Origin of the sequence: Bacillus manliponensis, assembly GCF_000712595.1 — a bacterium.
Classification (GTDB): Bacteria; Bacillota; Bacilli; order Bacillales; family Bacillaceae_G; genus Bacillus_A; species Bacillus_A manliponensis.
This window is the reverse complement of record NZ_JOTN01000005.1, coordinates 136842-154401: the sequence shown is the minus strand read 5'-3', so window position 1 is coordinate 154401 and position 17560 is coordinate 136842. Positions and strand designations below refer to the sequence as shown.

Below are 17560 nucleotides of genomic sequence, written 5' to 3'. Positions count from 1 at the left end.
AAATATTTAAGGAGATTTAGCATGAAGTATTTCACAGTAAAAGAGGCAGCTGAACAATTATCCCTATCTCATGGAATTGTATATAAACTTATTAGAAACGGAGAATTACATGCAGAATGGATTTCAAAAAAAGAGATGCGAATTGCAGAGGAAGATATTATTAAATTTAAAGAAAATGATATTTCAAGAACACACTATCCTTTATCTGTAGCTAGCCAAAAATTAAATATGTCCTCGGAAAAAACACGCAGATTGCTCAAACTTGGTACATTTCCGAATTCAATCAAACTAGGTAAGATATATTATATTTCAAAAAAAGATATAATTTCATTTATAAACTTACTTCAGAAGAAAGAATCTTCCTATACCGTAGAAGGCATAAGTAAAATACTTAATATCACTATCTCAGATGTTCGTGACCTTATCAAAAGAGATATTTTCCCAAATGCTTTTAAACTCCCTTCCGATAAAAGATATTATATCCCTAAGGAAGATATCGAAAGTCACACCTATTTTTATGACAATGATTCATATCTTACCCTTGAACAAGCAAGTAAAGAATTAAACTTTCAATCAGAGATCATCCAACATTATATCGATTTAAACAAGTTTCCAAATGCTTTCCAGGATTTAAAAAATAGATGGTTCATTCCAAAGAAAGACATTGAAAATTATACTTATCTTTCCATTGATAATAACTCTTATTTTACAACTGAACAAGCAAGCAAAGAACTAAATTTTCACCCAGGGACTATTCTAAACTATATTAAATCAGATACATCCCCAAATGCTTTTCAGAATTCTAACAATATATGGCTTATTCCTAAAGAGGATATTGAACACCTAAAAGCTAGGAACACCATTCCAGAAAACTATATGTCTGTTGAAGAAACCGCAGCACGAATTTCAAAACATCCTGATATTGTAAAAAAATACATCCGTGATGGTACCTTCTTTCAAAATAGAATTGTTTTAAAAAGACGGGCTTATATACCTTTAACAGATATTGTCGATTACGAATCAATGCTCAATGTACCTGAAGGATTTATGACCGTTCAAGACGTTTGTAAGAAACTTAATAAAGATGATAGTAGTATTTTGTCGCTTATTCATAATGATGAATTTCCTAATGCATATTTTAATAAATTTCAAAAACGATATTTGATACCGGAAAAAGAACTAGCAGATTATATAAACAGAGAAACAACATTCAAAGATTACATTTCAATTAAAGATTGTGCTCATAAGCTCTCTTGTACAGAAAAAGAAGTTTTACAAATGATTAAAAACGGAACTTTAAAATTCATTAAAAAAAACTTTAAAGGAGAAACATTTATATTAGAAAAAGACCTACTCGCTTTTTTAAGCTTAACGAAAGCTGATGAAGATCTTTTAACTTTAGAACAAGCTTCCAAAGAACTAGAAATGCCAAGAAAAACACTTCTCAAACTAATTCAAAACGAGAAGTTGGATGTCTCTTCTTTTTCCGAAACTAACTCATACGAATTAAATTCAAATACTAAATTTTTAATCCCTAAAGGTAGTATAGATTCTGTTAAAGCAAAGAAGAAAAAGAATTTTTCTACGATTGCTATTGAATTATATAACAGAAAAATTAACACATTACATTACAAGGAAAATCTAAAGAACACTGTAAATTTATATAATGAGTTTGTATTATTAAAAATTTCCCAAACTAGAGGCCAAGAAGAGTCTTTTACAGATAAAGTACGCTCTTTATTTAACACTCTAAATAGCATTATTCTTAATCTAAGAACAGAAATCATTTTATTAACTGACGAAGAGATTGAAGAAGTTCTAAACATCGAGAGCATCCCACGTACTCATAAACAAAATTTTATACAATTTTTGAATTATTGTTGTAGCAAAGTACAATGTACATTTAAAAACACCTATAAAATTGAATATAATGAAAAACTAAAAAGAGATAAAGAAATATACGATAAACAAACATTCCTTGCTTTTTATACATACGCGAATAACATTGACCTACATATTGCAATGGCAAAACGGAATAAGCAATATGCTCAAACTTGGCTTTTTGTTATTATGCATATGATTAACGGATGGAGAAAATCCACAATAGTTACCGAACTTCCAAACTTACCTTTAGAAGAAATAGAAGGCTTAAACATTTACAATTTAGAACAACTTAAAGATAATGGCCTTTCAATTGATCAAGCTCAAAGTATTGTAAATTATTATTATGTAGTATGTAAGAAAATCCACATTTCTAAAACGGGTTCTTTAGGTCAATTTCTATGTAATGAAGACATGATTATGCCAGCTGCAACATCATTGCTAATTTGTGAATTACATCGTAGGAACTATAAAAAACAAGATCGTTTACTTGGCTCGCTACGCAAATATAGTAATTCACACTCACGTTTTCATACCTTTTTTAATAAAAATAAAAAATTACCTAAATTTAATAGTTTAATTATGAATCGCTCTTTACTCACTCACTTTTTCTATACTGTAACTAACTACGGAAAACATTCAGAAATATCTCACGAATTAACCAAAAACTTAAGAAATCATAGAAATATAAATTCAATTACTGCTTATGTTCAGTCTACAAATCGTGATGGCACTTTAGACGTAGTCTCACTTAACTTATTTAACCGTGGAACTTTTGGATGGCTTTATAATTTCATCATTGATTTAGCGATGGATAAGGCTACAGAAATTGATTTATTAGAAAATCGTACATCTATTATACAAGTTTTAAAACATGATTATTCTCCTTCTCAATTAGAAGATATATCATTTCTACTCCTTAAATATCAAAATGAAAGAGCACCAATTGTTGATAAATTAATGCAACTTCCGAAAGATCAAGTGATAGAGATCATTATTAAAATCTTAAAGGGTGAAAAACCTTCTAAAACTAAACATGTACAATGCATTACCTATCCACAGTGCTCTTTTCCAAACTTCGATTCTTGTTTGAACTGCCCTAATGCAATATTCAATATTTATTTATTGATTAGTATTGTGGAAGAATTAAAAAATATTCATACCTCTATAAAAAGTACTAACTTTGATACAATTCGATACCGTGACACAATAAGATTTATTTTAATTTTAGATATAATTAATCAAGCTATTTCAGAATTTGGAAAATCCTATATAGAGACCTTTATTAACTTCGAAGTTTTTGAAAATATCATTACCGAGGCAAATAAATATTTTCTCTTCGATTATCCAAATTATCACATTTCTACTAAGTGAGGTACTCATTAAATGCTAAATAAAACTAAATTCTTAGATAAAGATAGCTATATTAACTTAATCTCCATAAAGCCGACACGTTTTCATAGCTCAAAAGAAAATATAGAAACATTCCTACAAAATTTCAACAAATGGAAAACCGCTAATATAATTGAAAATGAATCCTTTCATGATACAAAATGGTTCATAAGAGACAAAGACTATAACCGCCGTGGAATTTTATTTGATATAGAACTGTATAGCAATTTAAACATCGCTTTAAAGTGCTATACCATTCATTTAATTAATCAACTTTTTTCTATCAATCATATACATAATGTTATTCGCGCCATAAAAGAATCTATTCATATGTCAAAAGCATTTAATGTAAATCATCTGATTGATTTGGAAGAATACATAAGTAAACAAAACTATCGAAAAAGGTATGAACTAGCTAAATATACAATTGATTTCTTTTCCTTTATCGACATTACTAATTCAGATAAATTTATTGATCTTTGTTCTCCTTTCATTAATAACATTCAAAAAAGTAGGGATTTACCCAATTATCGCCATATACTATATTTTGATGAAAAGATCGAGCAATTTTTGACTGAGGGAACTGAGTTTGAACTACAAAAATATTTTCCGGTTGTGCTTTGGTGGAAAATAACTACTGTTATACCCATGCGCCCTACAGAATTCCTAAAACTTAAAAAGAATTGTGTAAATCAATCAAAAAACAATACAAATAAATATGAAATTACCCTTCCCAGAAATAAAGAAAAAGGCAATTTACTAAAAGACATTGATATTACAGACACACTTCAAATTAATAAAGATATATATGATTTAGTTCAAATCTTTAAATCCTTCTTACCTAAAGAGGATAATAGTCAGTATTTATTTACCTATAAATACTATGAAATGTATAAAGAACACTTTGGGAGTGAACGTACAAGGCATACCGAGTTTCTTCCTTTAAGACAATTTGATTCTCTTATTGATCAGTTCTACCGCGAGATATTAAAAAAGAAGTACAATTATGATCAAATAGAACAAATTTCTCCTGGAGATACTCGACACTTAGCATTTTGCAACATGATGTTACAAGGCTTTAATATGCTAACCATTGCTATTATTGGTGGACATAAACGTTTAGAGACACAAAAAGGCTACTGGAGTCATCTTACATATTTCACCGAATCATGGGTATATAATTTAACTGAGAAACATAGGAGATTAATGCACGTAAATACTTCCTTACCAGACTCAGCGTTCTCTCAATATACTAGAGACACTATTAATAAATATAAACTATATAAAGATACATATGATACAAAGAACTTTTTACCAGTTGATTTTGGATATTGCACTGATATCGAATATCCTTTCAATTGTACTGGGGATTGTCGCCACTGTAGTCATTATTTGTTTTCACCTGAGACAGATAAAATCGACGAAGGACTGACCTGGCTCAATGACTATTCAAAACTATTAAAAAGAAAAATTAACGAGCAAGTTAGCATGTTAACATTTCTTTCTAAAAACATGAATTACAATCTAGAAGAATTAAATTACTCTTTAATTGATCAAGAAAATTTATCTTCAAGTGCCAATGAATTAAATCGTTTATTAAATCAAAAAGCTATTGTGGATGCCAAGTTACCTAAAACAATTGAATAATTGTATTGCATAAATAAACTACTTAATAAAAGGAGAATACATCACATTGAATAAAAAAGAAAAAGGAAGACCCCCAAAATATACCGATGAGGAATTAACTAAAATTTTATTAGATTATGTATCAAAAACACCTGGAAAAATAAATTTTTCAGCCTTAGAAAATACAACGGGAATAAAAAGACATGTATGGTCTCGAAGAAAACGCAAAGATATCGAACGATTAAATACACCTTTATTAAGTAAAAAAAATGATGCACCCCCTCTTCCACTACCTAATATCGAATTTATTATTGAACGTTATGGTAATGATACAAAGGCTTTGTCAGGTGCTTTAAAACACGTCAATGAAGTGATTCAATCCCTTTACGATGACCTATTACAATCACGAAAAAAAATTGAACAAGACAAAGAAAACATTGAACAACAACAAAACAAAATAAAAGAACTGACGATTACTTTAAGAGAATATGAGGACATTGTAGCTGGAAGTGTATATAAAGATAATAGAGAAGAAAATCAACTTCAAAGTAATCTACTTACCATCAATGGTAATAATAAAGAAAACGCAGTAAGTTTAGATTTTAAAAAGATGTTTCCGAATATCTTTTTAAAATAATTTAAACGGGAATCACTTGGTATGTAATTTATAATTATATCGATTATTCATTAACTTCTCTTTCTTCAAATATAAAAAACTGTATCGTACTATCCCCTTGGATATCTGATACAGTTTTTCGTTTAATCCACTCCTAACGCTTTAAAAACAGCGTCCTCAGCCGATTGATAGAACATAATATTAAATTTAGCGAATAGTTCTGCTGGTACGGTTGGAATATCAATGGCTGCAGTCATTGGTAAAAGTATTTTCTTTGCACCACTATCAAAGCATACTTGCAATACGTTTGCTAGCTCTTCTACCTTGTTTATTGTACCACTAATACTTATAGATCCTAATACAACCAATTGGCCCTGTACAGGTCGCCCCATTGCTCCGGAACACAATCCAATGAATGCTGCTAACGATAGTTCACTAGTTAAACCAACACCCTGCATATCTTGAATGTGCATTAAGTGATCTTTATTATTAACACTTATGGAACCACTAATGTTTTTGGCATTTGCTTTGAAGAAGCGGAAAGCTGTGTCTATACTTTCTTTTGACTCACGTTCGCTACCTAGGCCTGTACGTTCAAACTTTCCACTACCACTTACAACTTCCGTTTCAAGTTTGTATACACCAATCATCCCTGATTTACTGCGCCCAATAGTATAAACATGGCCAGACTTACCCATACCTTCTGGAATTAAGTTACCTCCACCCTGTTCAGAAACGGAAACAAATTCTTCGTTTAACGTTTCATTATCAATATAGGAGAAATGAACATCATAGAATTCCATGCCACCGATTTTCTTTAACTGCTCTTTTACACGACGTCGTCCTTCTAACGCATAGCGTAACACTTCTTCTACTTCCTCACGCGTATATTCTCCATGGGGGTACAAAAGTTTCATAAAACCTGATACCGTTTTACGAACAGCAATTACGTCACGTTGATTTAGATTGTTTCCTAGTTTGAAATAGGTATCAATAGCGTCTGTAAAGGAATGTTTCCGCATCTCTCTTAAATATTCTGCTAAGTAGTCTGTAATGAACCCATAATCATTTGTAAAGAACTCAGGGCGCATTTTTGGTACTTCCCATCCTGGTAAGTAATAATGCATACGATCGAAAAAGGCTGCATCATTTGCCATCGCATCCGGAAATGGATCAAATAAATGAGATGTTTTGAGTAATACGTCTACACTTTGATTAATATTTCCGACAAATACCATGGATGCACTTGCATTCTTTTCTTCACGACCACGCGCAAAAGAGCCGGATGCCATGAAATCCTTCATGATTTGAATACCATCTTTGTCTTTGAATGTGATACCAGCCACTTCGTCAAAAGCAACTGTGTCCCACATTCCAACAAGTCCAATTTGTTTACTTGCCATGTTATAGAAAAGGTTTGCTACGGTCGTTTGCCCACCGGATACTAAAATAGAGTTAGGTGAAATTTCTTTGTACACATGTGATTTACCTGTTCCACGTGGACCTAGTTCACATAAATTATAGTTGTTTTCCGCTAACGGAACTAAACGTAGCAGCATATGCCATTTCACTTTATCATCTAATTGGGTTGGTTCCATTCCTGTTGAACGAATTAATATATCAATCCATTCATCTTTCGTAAATTGTTTTCTTTGCTCCAATAAATCTGCCAAGTCCATATTCGGCATTTGAATAGGATCTAAACCTTCAATGGTAAATGGACTTACACCACGTACTTCTTCATCAAAGTAGTACCCCATTTTTAAAATACACCAAATACCACCGGCAAGAAGTTTCTCATATTTACCAATATAATGAACACCTATTGGTACCCCTTTTAAACCTAGATTTGAAAATTCAGCTTCATACACATCTCTTTTTTCATTTAGCTTAACACTTATCTTATCGATAATTGTATACTGGCCCATTTCACGAATTTTAGATTTAATCTTCTCCGCTTCATCAGGACGGACAAAATTATCGGAAAGAATCTTCTTAACTATCCCTACGCCGTCTTGAATACTACTTTCATCATCTGTGGCACAATACATACCCAGTAAGTATTCAAGTACATAAACAGGGACATTTGCCCCTGCTTTTATTTTCTTTGTTAAATCTTTACGAACAACTTTCCCACCAAAATAAGCATTTAACTTTTTATTCAAATCTTCCATCGCAACTTCTCCTCGCCGCTAAAAGCCAAAATCGTTTGTAAACGTAATATCAATCGTAAATGGTATACGTTCAACGATATTTTCTACACTTTCTTCTTCATCTTCCATTACCAAGTAGTATCGCTTTGTCTTATCGTAACTGATACTCTTTAAGACGAATTTCTCTTTAAACATGCGTTCTTCTGCGTTCTCTGAACGTTTGTCTCCAATGATAATATTCTCGTTAGATACACGATCTCCTACTTCATCTGTAATGTATACTTTCAAACGAAGTGGGATTTTCTTATCTTCTACAGCCTCTGTTTGGAAGAAATCTAAGTATGTAATACTGTTTGTAATTTTACGTGTAATGCTCGTTAACTGCACGCCAACTTTTTTAATTTCATTTTTGCTATTTTTACTACGATCATTTTTAAATTTAATAAGTGGAACAACCACTTCTTGTAACATTGATCCACCATGAACATAATTCGCACCACTTCCTTGTTTCGGGAAGCGCTCTGCCCCTCGTGGAACGGTAACATAATAGCCGCAATCCGCACCTAAGACATAATCCATGGAGAAGGATAGTGTTCCCTGAATATATTCTAGTTGTTTTGATAATAAGAAACGACGTTTGTTCATGATTGGTTCTTGAGAGTCATTTAACACTTTATCATGGTTTTCTAAGACGCTACGTTGGTATAAGAATCCGTGATCGGCTGTAATGTAAATTTGTGAGGCACTTACTTGATTAACTAAATTATTTACCAATGCCAATAACTCTTTAAACGTACTGTCCACTGCATCGAATACTTTACGTTCTGTAGCGCTCTGATCCCCATGAGCATCGATAGTGTTATGGTAAATATAAATAACTTTCTTCCCTGTAAACATGTCACGATATTTTTGACGATTCCAATCTGCAATTTCTTCGTACGTTACTGCAATGGAATCACTCACATATTTATTTAAAACTGTGTTTCGGTTTTCTGTACTAGAAGCTCTTAATCCATCAATGTGCACCTCTTTACCTACTAACGTTAGCTCACGATGTGGTAATAGTGAGGCCATACCTAAATCAGTATAGGATGGTAATACACTTTGCATAGCGCTAATTTCTGTTGACCCTTTTCGATCCACATTTAACAAGTCACATAAGTCTTTAGCAGCTTCGTAACGTAATGCATCAGAAATAATAACAAAGACACGTTCACTCTTGTTAACGTGGTTACGAATGTAATTAGCATAGAATTGATGCTGTTGCTCAATACCATTTAATTCCCACTGATTAACGCCATTGTTTTCTAACGCTTTAGACCATTGAAGAGCTAATTCATTTACATACCAATTGGTATACACATTCTCAATGACATCACGAACACCATATAAGGCTTGTACTTCTTTCGCTTTATCCAATGCACCATAAAACTTACGATAGCACTTATCAATGAAATGATACTCATTATAATAGGTTTTAAACATATCTTCAGCTTCACTATAAGCAATAGTTTGTTCTAGGTCTTTTACCTTCTGTAAAAGCTGTATTGCCCAATATAAAGCTCCTAGTTCATATCGATACTCATTGTACCAATAAGACTTACGACGCTGATTTACCATCCCTTTGTAGTTCTCATAATCTTGAAGGTCCTCTACTAGATAAGAAGCTAACGTATCAATTAATATTACATCAAAGATTCTAAAAGTATCGCAGGCTGCATAATCTTTCAGTTCCCATTCACTCATGTATTTGTTAACATCAATTCTCTTAGCTACTTCATCAGAAAGAGTTGTATAGGCTTCATGATTATTCTTAAAATGGTCCATAAACACAACGCTATTAGTTAAATTACTTGCTACAAAAGGCTTCCATGTTGCTGGAACATCCCCTTTTAAACTTTCAGCAACATCTGTAATACAGAAGAAGGTGAATAACCCTTGCAGTGACTTATCAGAATGGGCGTATCCGAATACCTTCTCAACCAACGTCCAAAAGGCTTCTACATCACCAAACTTCACAATGTTATCCCAATACTTATTACTTTCATGACACTCTTCTTCAAATAAAACTTTTAACACTTCTTCTAGACTTACATATGTCCGTTTACATAGTGCTGAAAGGATTGCAATTGTAACTGTCTGCTCATTAAATTCTTCTAATTTGTAACTAACAAATAGATTGTATCGTTCTTTATTATTAAAGAATTTAGTATACTTCTTAAACAACTCCCGTAAGCCATCATTATCAACGCCTAAATCACGCATGATAACAGTCACTTTGTCTGTCGCAAACTCAAAACTATACTTGTATATATCTAATAACCAATCTTCACGAGACGCTGGCTTTGCCATATTTCCATAAATTAAAAAATGTGAAACTTTATCATTTTTCTCTAGTTCATATTTCGTAGCAAATAAATTATTGGGCGTTACTTCCCAAACTCGTATACCATCTAATTCCAATTTATGGATGTCATCCTTGAATTCTCCAGCTTCATCATACCAAAATACAATATGACGATGCTTTCCATCATTCAAAGGGCGTTCATACATATCCATTAATGTACGTTGTATTTCTTTTAAATTCATAATTATTTACTCCTTTAAAAAATGAGTTAGTCAACAAAGGACTAACTCATTTTTAAATTATACTACAACTTAATGTTAGCCAATAAATTCGCCTTCAACGGCTTCTTCCCTTCACCTTGAGGCACTTCTATATTTTGGAACTTCATGTAATTGACTTTTACACCATCATCTAAATCAATGCCAATGCGCTGGTTTGCAACGTGAGCAATAACTTGATCATATTCAATACATTCTAATAATTGCTTTTGTAACTTCTCTTTCTTCTTCTTCGCTTCAGTTTTCTCACGAGAACTTCCATCACCGTCAATAATCATATCTTGACGATTCATCTCAGCTTCATATTTACGCTGTAAGGTATGTAAATAATCAGTACGAACTTGTGCTATAGTGCTCTCATCATAACGATGCATGTAGATTAGTGCCTTAAATCCATCCTGCTTTCCGCTATCAAATAGCCAATAAATCGGACGCTTCTGAGTGTTAATAGTATATTTTTGCACATGTTTACCAAAGAATTCGCTAATGAAATAACGACGGATTGCTTGACGTGAAGTTTCTGTACTTTTTCTACCAATTCCTTCTGATATAAAGTCAAGATTTTCTTCCAAGCTTTCTTTTCCAAATGAAATTATTAAAAACTCAATAAACCTACTAACAATATCATCTTCAAAATAATCATCGTCCGTTATTGGAATAATATTATCTTCATCATATTTGAAAGTGCTATATTTATCTTCCAATATTATCTCTCCACTATTAACTAATCCCTTAACATCTAAAGAATATCTACCAAACATACAACCAACAGAGTACGAAATAAACGAATGTATATCCACATCAAAATTAGCTTTTCTTAAAGTAACTTCACTATCATTTACGTTATATTCTGATGTTGAGTTAACACCATATAATTCTAAGAACACTTTATTAAGTTTCTCTTGAGTTAATCTAAATTTTTCAAATCTCATTTTCAATATTTCATCCCATCTACAAAATGTAGATTGCAACTTTAAATCCTGTGATTTAAATGTTATAAAAGGGTGTTCTTTAAAATCCCATGATAATTCATCAAAGTCCCAGTCTTCCCTTGCTAATTCTAAATTAACTTTAACCATTTCAGATATTGCTTCTATCTCACTATACACAATTGGAATATTACTTATATGGCCTACTTCATAATTAACTGTAGGACTTAAAAATGACAATATTTTCTCTGCAACTTTACTATTGGTTAGACCTAACAAATATAATATTTCTTCTTCTTTACAGAATATAGAACATCCTGCCACATCAAAAATGAAACCGTTTGGAACGTATCTAGTTGAGAAACCACCAATTGTTACCTTTGACCACGTGATACATTCTTTAAAATAGTAATTCATATTTTGTGGTCGTGACCGTAGTTTCCCCTTATCATTTTTAAAATTCCTTATTTCTTCACCATCATTTTCCCAGTTAACAACATGATAGTTATTCCCATAATACTTTCTGAATTCTCCGCCTTTATTATATGGAAACCATCGTAATTTTGAGCTTTCCGCATCCGTCCTACTAGTTCTATGGAATCCAATTTTCCCTTTACACACTTCAAACCAAAGACGAACAAACGTATCATTACTACCTGTTGCTAATCCTTGCTTCGGGCTAGCGATATCACCAATTTTCTTCTCTCGTTCATATATGTCTAAAATGGATTGATCTGCATCATAAGCTATTGGAGCACCTTCAATTAAGAAAAAATTACTTTGTTTTTGGAAATAATGATTATTTGAATTGAATAACCTTTTTTGTTTTTCTTCGTTATTTTCAACAGAACTTTTTTTCTCGAACATTTTAACAAAATGACTAACATAATCTTCACATTGTTCATTCCTAAACACAAAGCTTACGGAACCAAAATCTGATCCAAAAACACCTCTACCTAAATGTAATAAACTAACGATACATGAAGATTTTAACAAACCTAATCTAAGCTTTTCATACGATGATAAATTCATCCATGTTGGGATGTTTATCATTCCAAAATAACCATTTTTTTTACTTAATGATTGTGCTCTTTCCATAAACACCGTGCTCATATCCTTTTTGGAATTAGGATAATGTTCTTGTACGTATTTTGCTAGTTTTAAATTCATATCACTACTAGACATGTATGGTGGATTGGTGATTATAATATCATATTTACCACATAACAATTTAGCTTGTTTAATTAATGATGGCATATATTCTAAAATGGAATCACGATAGTTTAACGAAAACATATCATCAATATTTTCATTATATTTAAGTTCTTCTAACCTATTCTCTATTGTTTGGAAATCAATTTCTTTTATTTCTAATATTGAGCCATATTCCTCGGCATCATTAAAGGTCTGAAGTAGATATTCTACTTCATCACTTTTAATTTCTTGTACTGTTTCTGTTGTACCCCCATTAATTAAGTAATTCATGGCTTCATTTGAAATTGTATTACTTCCTTTAATTGCTACTAAATTAGGCCTCAATTTATGTCTAAAAATGCGGCGATTATAACTTCTTGCTTTCATAAGTATAGAGAAATAAGCCAATTGAACTGCACGCTCATCTATGTCTATTCCGTATAGATTTTTTTCAATGATATACCTTGGAATATCTCGTTCTATGTATCCTGCTTCTTTATACATTTGAAATAACACATCAAATGCGTACACAAGAATATGCCCAGAACCCATGCATGGATCTAAAAATTTTATTTCTTCCGGACTTAATTCTAAGCTATTGGCTGCTTTTAATTTTTCTTTTACACTCTCATCTTGTTCAGCTTCATTTAAAAAGTATTTCCATGTTTGTTTTATTTCTGTATCAGCGTACGAATCCACCCACATTTTACCAAGTGAATTTTCAACCATATACTTTACAATCCAATCCGGCGTAAAAATTTGGGTTTTAGCAGGGATGTTTTCTTTAGATACCTTTCCACCTTTTTTAACAATCTTGTCTACAACGGCTTTCTTCTCAGAAATATACTCTTGGTACAACCATCCGATAATCTCTACTTGCTCTTTCCAATCATCTTCAGGAACCATTGTTACTAAGTCACGTAATACAGAACCTTCTTGTAACAAATTATCTGGAAGTAGTAATTCCGTATAATCTTCAATTTGCTCAAACATATCTGGCAGAATTTCATTTAACTTGTTACATTGTTTTACTAATATATATTTGAATAGTTCTTCTGTATTATTCGCATCTTGTAATTCATATACAAGGTTAATGTCTAACTCTAAATCTTCAACGTATGTTGTTACTTGAGAAACGACATCTGGTTCTACTTTCCCTTCTTGTGCAGAAGATAGTACTCGAACTCCAATTGGTAAATATTCATTAACTTCCATGAAACGAATAGCAATCAGTCTGTTGAACCACGTATATGCCACTTCTTCAACAACTTGCTTGTATCCCTTTTCACGGATTTTTACAACTAATTTGTTATAGTGTTTCTTTTGATACTCCTTGAATGTACGCTCCCCAATACGAAATCCACCTTGGTACATTTCTGGCTCAACAATTTCTTTTTCTGTAATCCCCAATCCATATGCTTTTTGTTTTACGTTTTCTATTAACTTTGTCCGCGCTGTGGTGGCAAAGTTTTTAATTGCAGATTTATCCATCGTTATACCATCCTTTAGGTTATTAAGAGGGGGAGGACTGTGCCCCCCGTCTTCTTAAATCAATTTAATAATCGTGTCTTCATTCCACTCATTTTCAAGTTTTTGACGAATAAGCTTCACTATATCGTCAATATCTTCTTTTGTTTTAATTTCTTTTGTTTCTGGAAGAAGGTTTTGCATCGATACATTTTTGGTTTTCTTTACTGCGACCGTTGGTGTACTACCTGTTCTTGATGGAGTACCTCCTATCGGTGGAGCAACAACTGGTGGTTTTGTTCTTTCTATTTCAGTTGAAATTTCGTTAAAAAACACCGTTTTAATACGGTCGCTCTCCACTTTCTTTGAAATAACATCCGCAAATTCATTGGCACGATCTAAGCGAGTTAGTAACCCTGTAAATGCTTCTTGAACACGTCCCAGTAACTTATCTTTAAACTCATATTTATTTAATTCTTCTTTTACCTTTTCAAAATCCGATTTAATAACAGAACGAACCGGTTCTGATTCTTTCTCCAGTAACTCGACATACTTGTCATTAAATTTCGTTACTAAGCTAGGTAATTTATGAATATCTGAGTACGGTTCTGATTTTTTTAAAATACTTTTAATGTCATTAATAATTTTAATTGCTTCTTGATCTGTTACGTAGGTTTGGCTTTTATCAAATAAATCAATTTTACTTGCTGCGTCATCATACACCTTACGTTGGTCTTCAAAGAAACCTTTAATAACCCCAACATCTTCACCATAATCAAGGAAATCTTCTTCCATTTCTTTTACTTTGTTGTAGAATACTGTAGCATCTTTAACAAGTAAAATAGCTTTGAATAGTTCTAATCCATCTTTAAGTACTTCTTGACCTGGATAGTAGCGACGTGAATAATGTGTCAGTAACAGTTCAATAGTGCTCTTTTCATCACGAGATAATTCTTTAAACTTATTCATAACACCATCTTCATCATTTGGGAGTGATGAAATACCAAATACCTCTTTTGCAACGTCTTTTGCTTTTGTAATTAACGCTGGTGGTGTAGTAATACGTTTATTTACACGTACACGATCAACGAAATCACGCTTTGTTAAGTAATTCAGCATATTTTTATCTGCTAAAGAGATTGTCTCACTAGAAAGCTCTACACGAATGTCTTGTGCCTTTAATAGCTTAATAATAATACCTATAATATCAATTTCGTTCCACCCAAATGGTTCTTTACTAAAACGAGTAGTAATCATTTTAACTGTTAATTGTAGCTTTCGTTCATAGGAACGAGTAATGAAGTTATTTACTTCTTGATGCGCTAAAATATTAGGTTCATCACTAGTACCGTCAAGGGTCATTTGTGAATCTCTATTATCAAGTAATACTTGTAATTCACGTGGATTGTCGATAAACTTTTTCACATCATTTAAATGGTTAAAAATAGATTCAATTAAAAGCTTAAATCCTTCATTTATTTTTTCAGATGGATTTTTATCTTTTTCTGGAAGTAACGTTCCATTAACATAAATATGTGATGAACGAATAGCTTCTGTTACTTGTGTTTTCAAGCGACTTTTACGTTCCGATACTTCACGACTTTTACGCGTTTTAATATCTTCAATTGCTTGAGAAGATACGGAACCACCTTTTTGCTTTAAGTAGGTGTGAATCTTCATAATTTCTTCCATTTCTTCTAAATAAGATGTTTCATCTGGAAGATGGACAATTACATTTTTTTCACGAGTAGACATTGCACGTAGCTCTGATGAATTCAAATCTGTGCCATTATCATAATATGGCGTTAAGATTTTTAAGCCAATTTCGTTATTTTGTGCACCCCGAGTACGATCATCGATAATAGAATTAAACGGGAAGTCGTAGCGTTTTGAATAACGGTACTTTTTGTCTGCATAAATTTCTTCAAAGATTACTTCGCTAATTTTTTGAATTAGTTCCCCTGAATCGATACTCATGTTTTTAATTTCACGGTTTACATCTTGTTCGTCATTTGTTAGGAAGATGTAATCATCACCATTCTTCTGTACCAATGTTTCTTTTACAAGTCGACTTAATGACTTTTCAATTTCTTTCTTTAGTTCAATTTTATCTTGATCAACATGACGTACCATTAAGGTTGCAATATTTTCTAAGTTAGAAGGTAGTTCTTTTACATATTTAATTAGGAACAACAATTTTAGTACTTGTATGTCTTCTGTGTTCAAACGCTCGTTGTTTTCAGCATGAATTATAACTGCACGAATACTGCTGTCCAAGAAAGACTCTACCGTATCAAAGAAGGATGCTGCTGGAATTAATGCTCCTGCTTCTGTATTAGCATATTTCACTGCTGTTTCTTGGAATGCAGCAAGTAATGAACGTTCTCCCTCAGATAAGCTCTTTCCAGAAGCACCATGAGTACGAATACCGTTAAAGACGTGTTGTAGTAAATTGAATTGGTATGGTAAGAATGGATAAATATCAACAAAGTCTTCTTCATCTTTGTACATTTTCATTTCAGCAGTGTTTGTTGAGAATGTAATTAAGTTCTTTAAAATAGAGCTTTTCTGCTTGTAGAGTAACGTTAATGTTTCTTTTGCCACATCATTCTTCTCTAGAATACGTTTTTTAATAACTTCGTCTACGTTTGCACTAGAAAGACTTAAACGAGTATTAAAACGTCCAGTTACACGTGAGAAGTCATTTCCTTTTACTTTTGTAACAGAATCAATATCTTGTTGACTTGTTACAATTACCCATACTTTCCCACCACACTGAACACCTAACTGCTCAACTACTGTTTGTAAATTAAGCATTAATTGGGAGTTATCACCGATATATTGACCAACTTCATCTACCAGGAAAATAACATGATGATTTTTGCCTTTACTTTCTACATATTCACGAACTTTTTGAGCAAAGCGGTCTACGCTCAATGAATAGTTTTCTTCTGCTTTGTTGTACCAATTGCGAGCTGATTCTTCGCTCATTTTTGTTGTAGCAGCTAATGCCCCAACAACAGAGTCTTCTTCATAATAAATATCGTAACGTGCTTCTTCCCAAGTTACGCCAGATAATTCATTGAACTTGGCTTTAAAGTTGGCATAGGTATCATCCTTTACCATTTGGCGCTCTAATTCTGCTACCCATGGAATCGAGCCGCAAAAGCCTTGCATCTCATTAAATACTTTATTAAATACTTTTACAATGGCATCTTTTTGATTCTTTGAATCGGACTCACTCTTTGCATCAACATTGAATAAGACCACATCCGTTGTAACATCACTCGCTTGTTTCATATTAGCAAGAACCATTGGATCACTTATTTTTTCACGGAAGAAGTCTATAGCTTTCTTCGTTTCATTATCAATCATAACCGCCTTGTTATCTAACAAATAGGAAAGGATTTTTAAGAAATGCGATTTACCTGATCCGAAGAACCCTGAAATCCATACACCCATATTATCCGTATGACCAGTAATACCTTTTTGATAGGATGCGTAGAAGTCTCGTATGTGACGTAATAACTCATTTGTTACGACATACTCATCTAGTTCTTGTGCAACGTTCTCTTCATTTGCTTGTCCAACTTTAATTACCCCTTTAATATCTCGATTTATATCTTTAACAAACATTTCTCTTAGTAACATAAGATTCATCTCTCCCCCAAAAATTT

Annotated in this window: 7 protein-coding genes; 3 read left to right on the top strand and 4 right to left on the bottom strand. The window is 32.4% G+C overall.

The annotated features are described in order from the left end of the window. The first annotated feature begins 21 nt into the window (after positions 1 to 21). From BAMA_RS08155 to BAMA_RS08145, 3 genes are read left to right on the top strand one after another with little or no spacing between them, the layout of a single operon-like run. Positions 22 to 3255 (top strand): helix-turn-helix domain-containing protein, encoded by a 3234-nt coding sequence (locus tag BAMA_RS08155; protein WP_034638137.1) that lies wholly within the window; start codon positions 22 to 24, stop codon positions 3253 to 3255. 12 nt (positions 3256 to 3267) lie between these two features. Further along, positions 3268 to 4920, top strand: a complete 1653-nt coding sequence (locus BAMA_RS08150) for a site-specific integrase (protein WP_034638135.1) — start codon at positions 3268 to 3270, stop codon at positions 4918 to 4920. A 46-nt stretch (positions 4921 to 4966) separates the two neighbouring features. Further along, complete coding sequence (locus tag BAMA_RS08145) at positions 4967 to 5536, top strand: hypothetical protein (RefSeq protein ID WP_034638134.1); 570 nt, start codon at positions 4967 to 4969, stop codon at positions 5534 to 5536. 122 nt (positions 5537 to 5658) lie between these two features. On the opposite strand, the gene brxL is transcribed toward BAMA_RS08145, so the two are convergent. From brxL to brxC, 4 genes are all read right to left on the bottom strand, one after another. Then, positions 5659 to 7689 (bottom strand): protease Lon-related BREX system protein BrxL, encoded by a 2031-nt coding sequence (gene brxL / locus BAMA_RS08140; protein WP_034638132.1) that lies wholly within the window; start codon positions 7687 to 7689, stop codon positions 5659 to 5661. A gap of 18 nt (positions 7690 to 7707) precedes the next feature. Continuing rightward, a complete protein-coding gene (gene pglZ / locus BAMA_RS08135; protein WP_034638130.1) occupies positions 7708 to 10257 on the bottom strand; it encodes a BREX-1 system phosphatase PglZ type A in 2550 nt (849 codons plus the stop codon). A 62-nt stretch (positions 10258 to 10319) separates the two neighbouring features. Then, complete coding sequence (gene pglX, locus BAMA_RS08130) at positions 10320 to 13907, bottom strand: BREX-1 system adenine-specific DNA-methyltransferase PglX (RefSeq protein WP_034638127.1); 3588 nt, start codon at positions 13905 to 13907, stop codon at positions 10320 to 10322. Positions 13908 to 13961: 54 nt separating this feature from the next. After that, positions 13962 to 17543: a BREX system P-loop protein BrxC gene (brxC, locus tag BAMA_RS08125; RefSeq protein WP_235184434.1), complete on the bottom strand. Its 3582-nt coding sequence runs from the start codon at positions 17541 to 17543 to the stop codon at positions 13962 to 13964. Between the last annotated feature and the right edge of the window lie 17 nt (positions 17544 to 17560).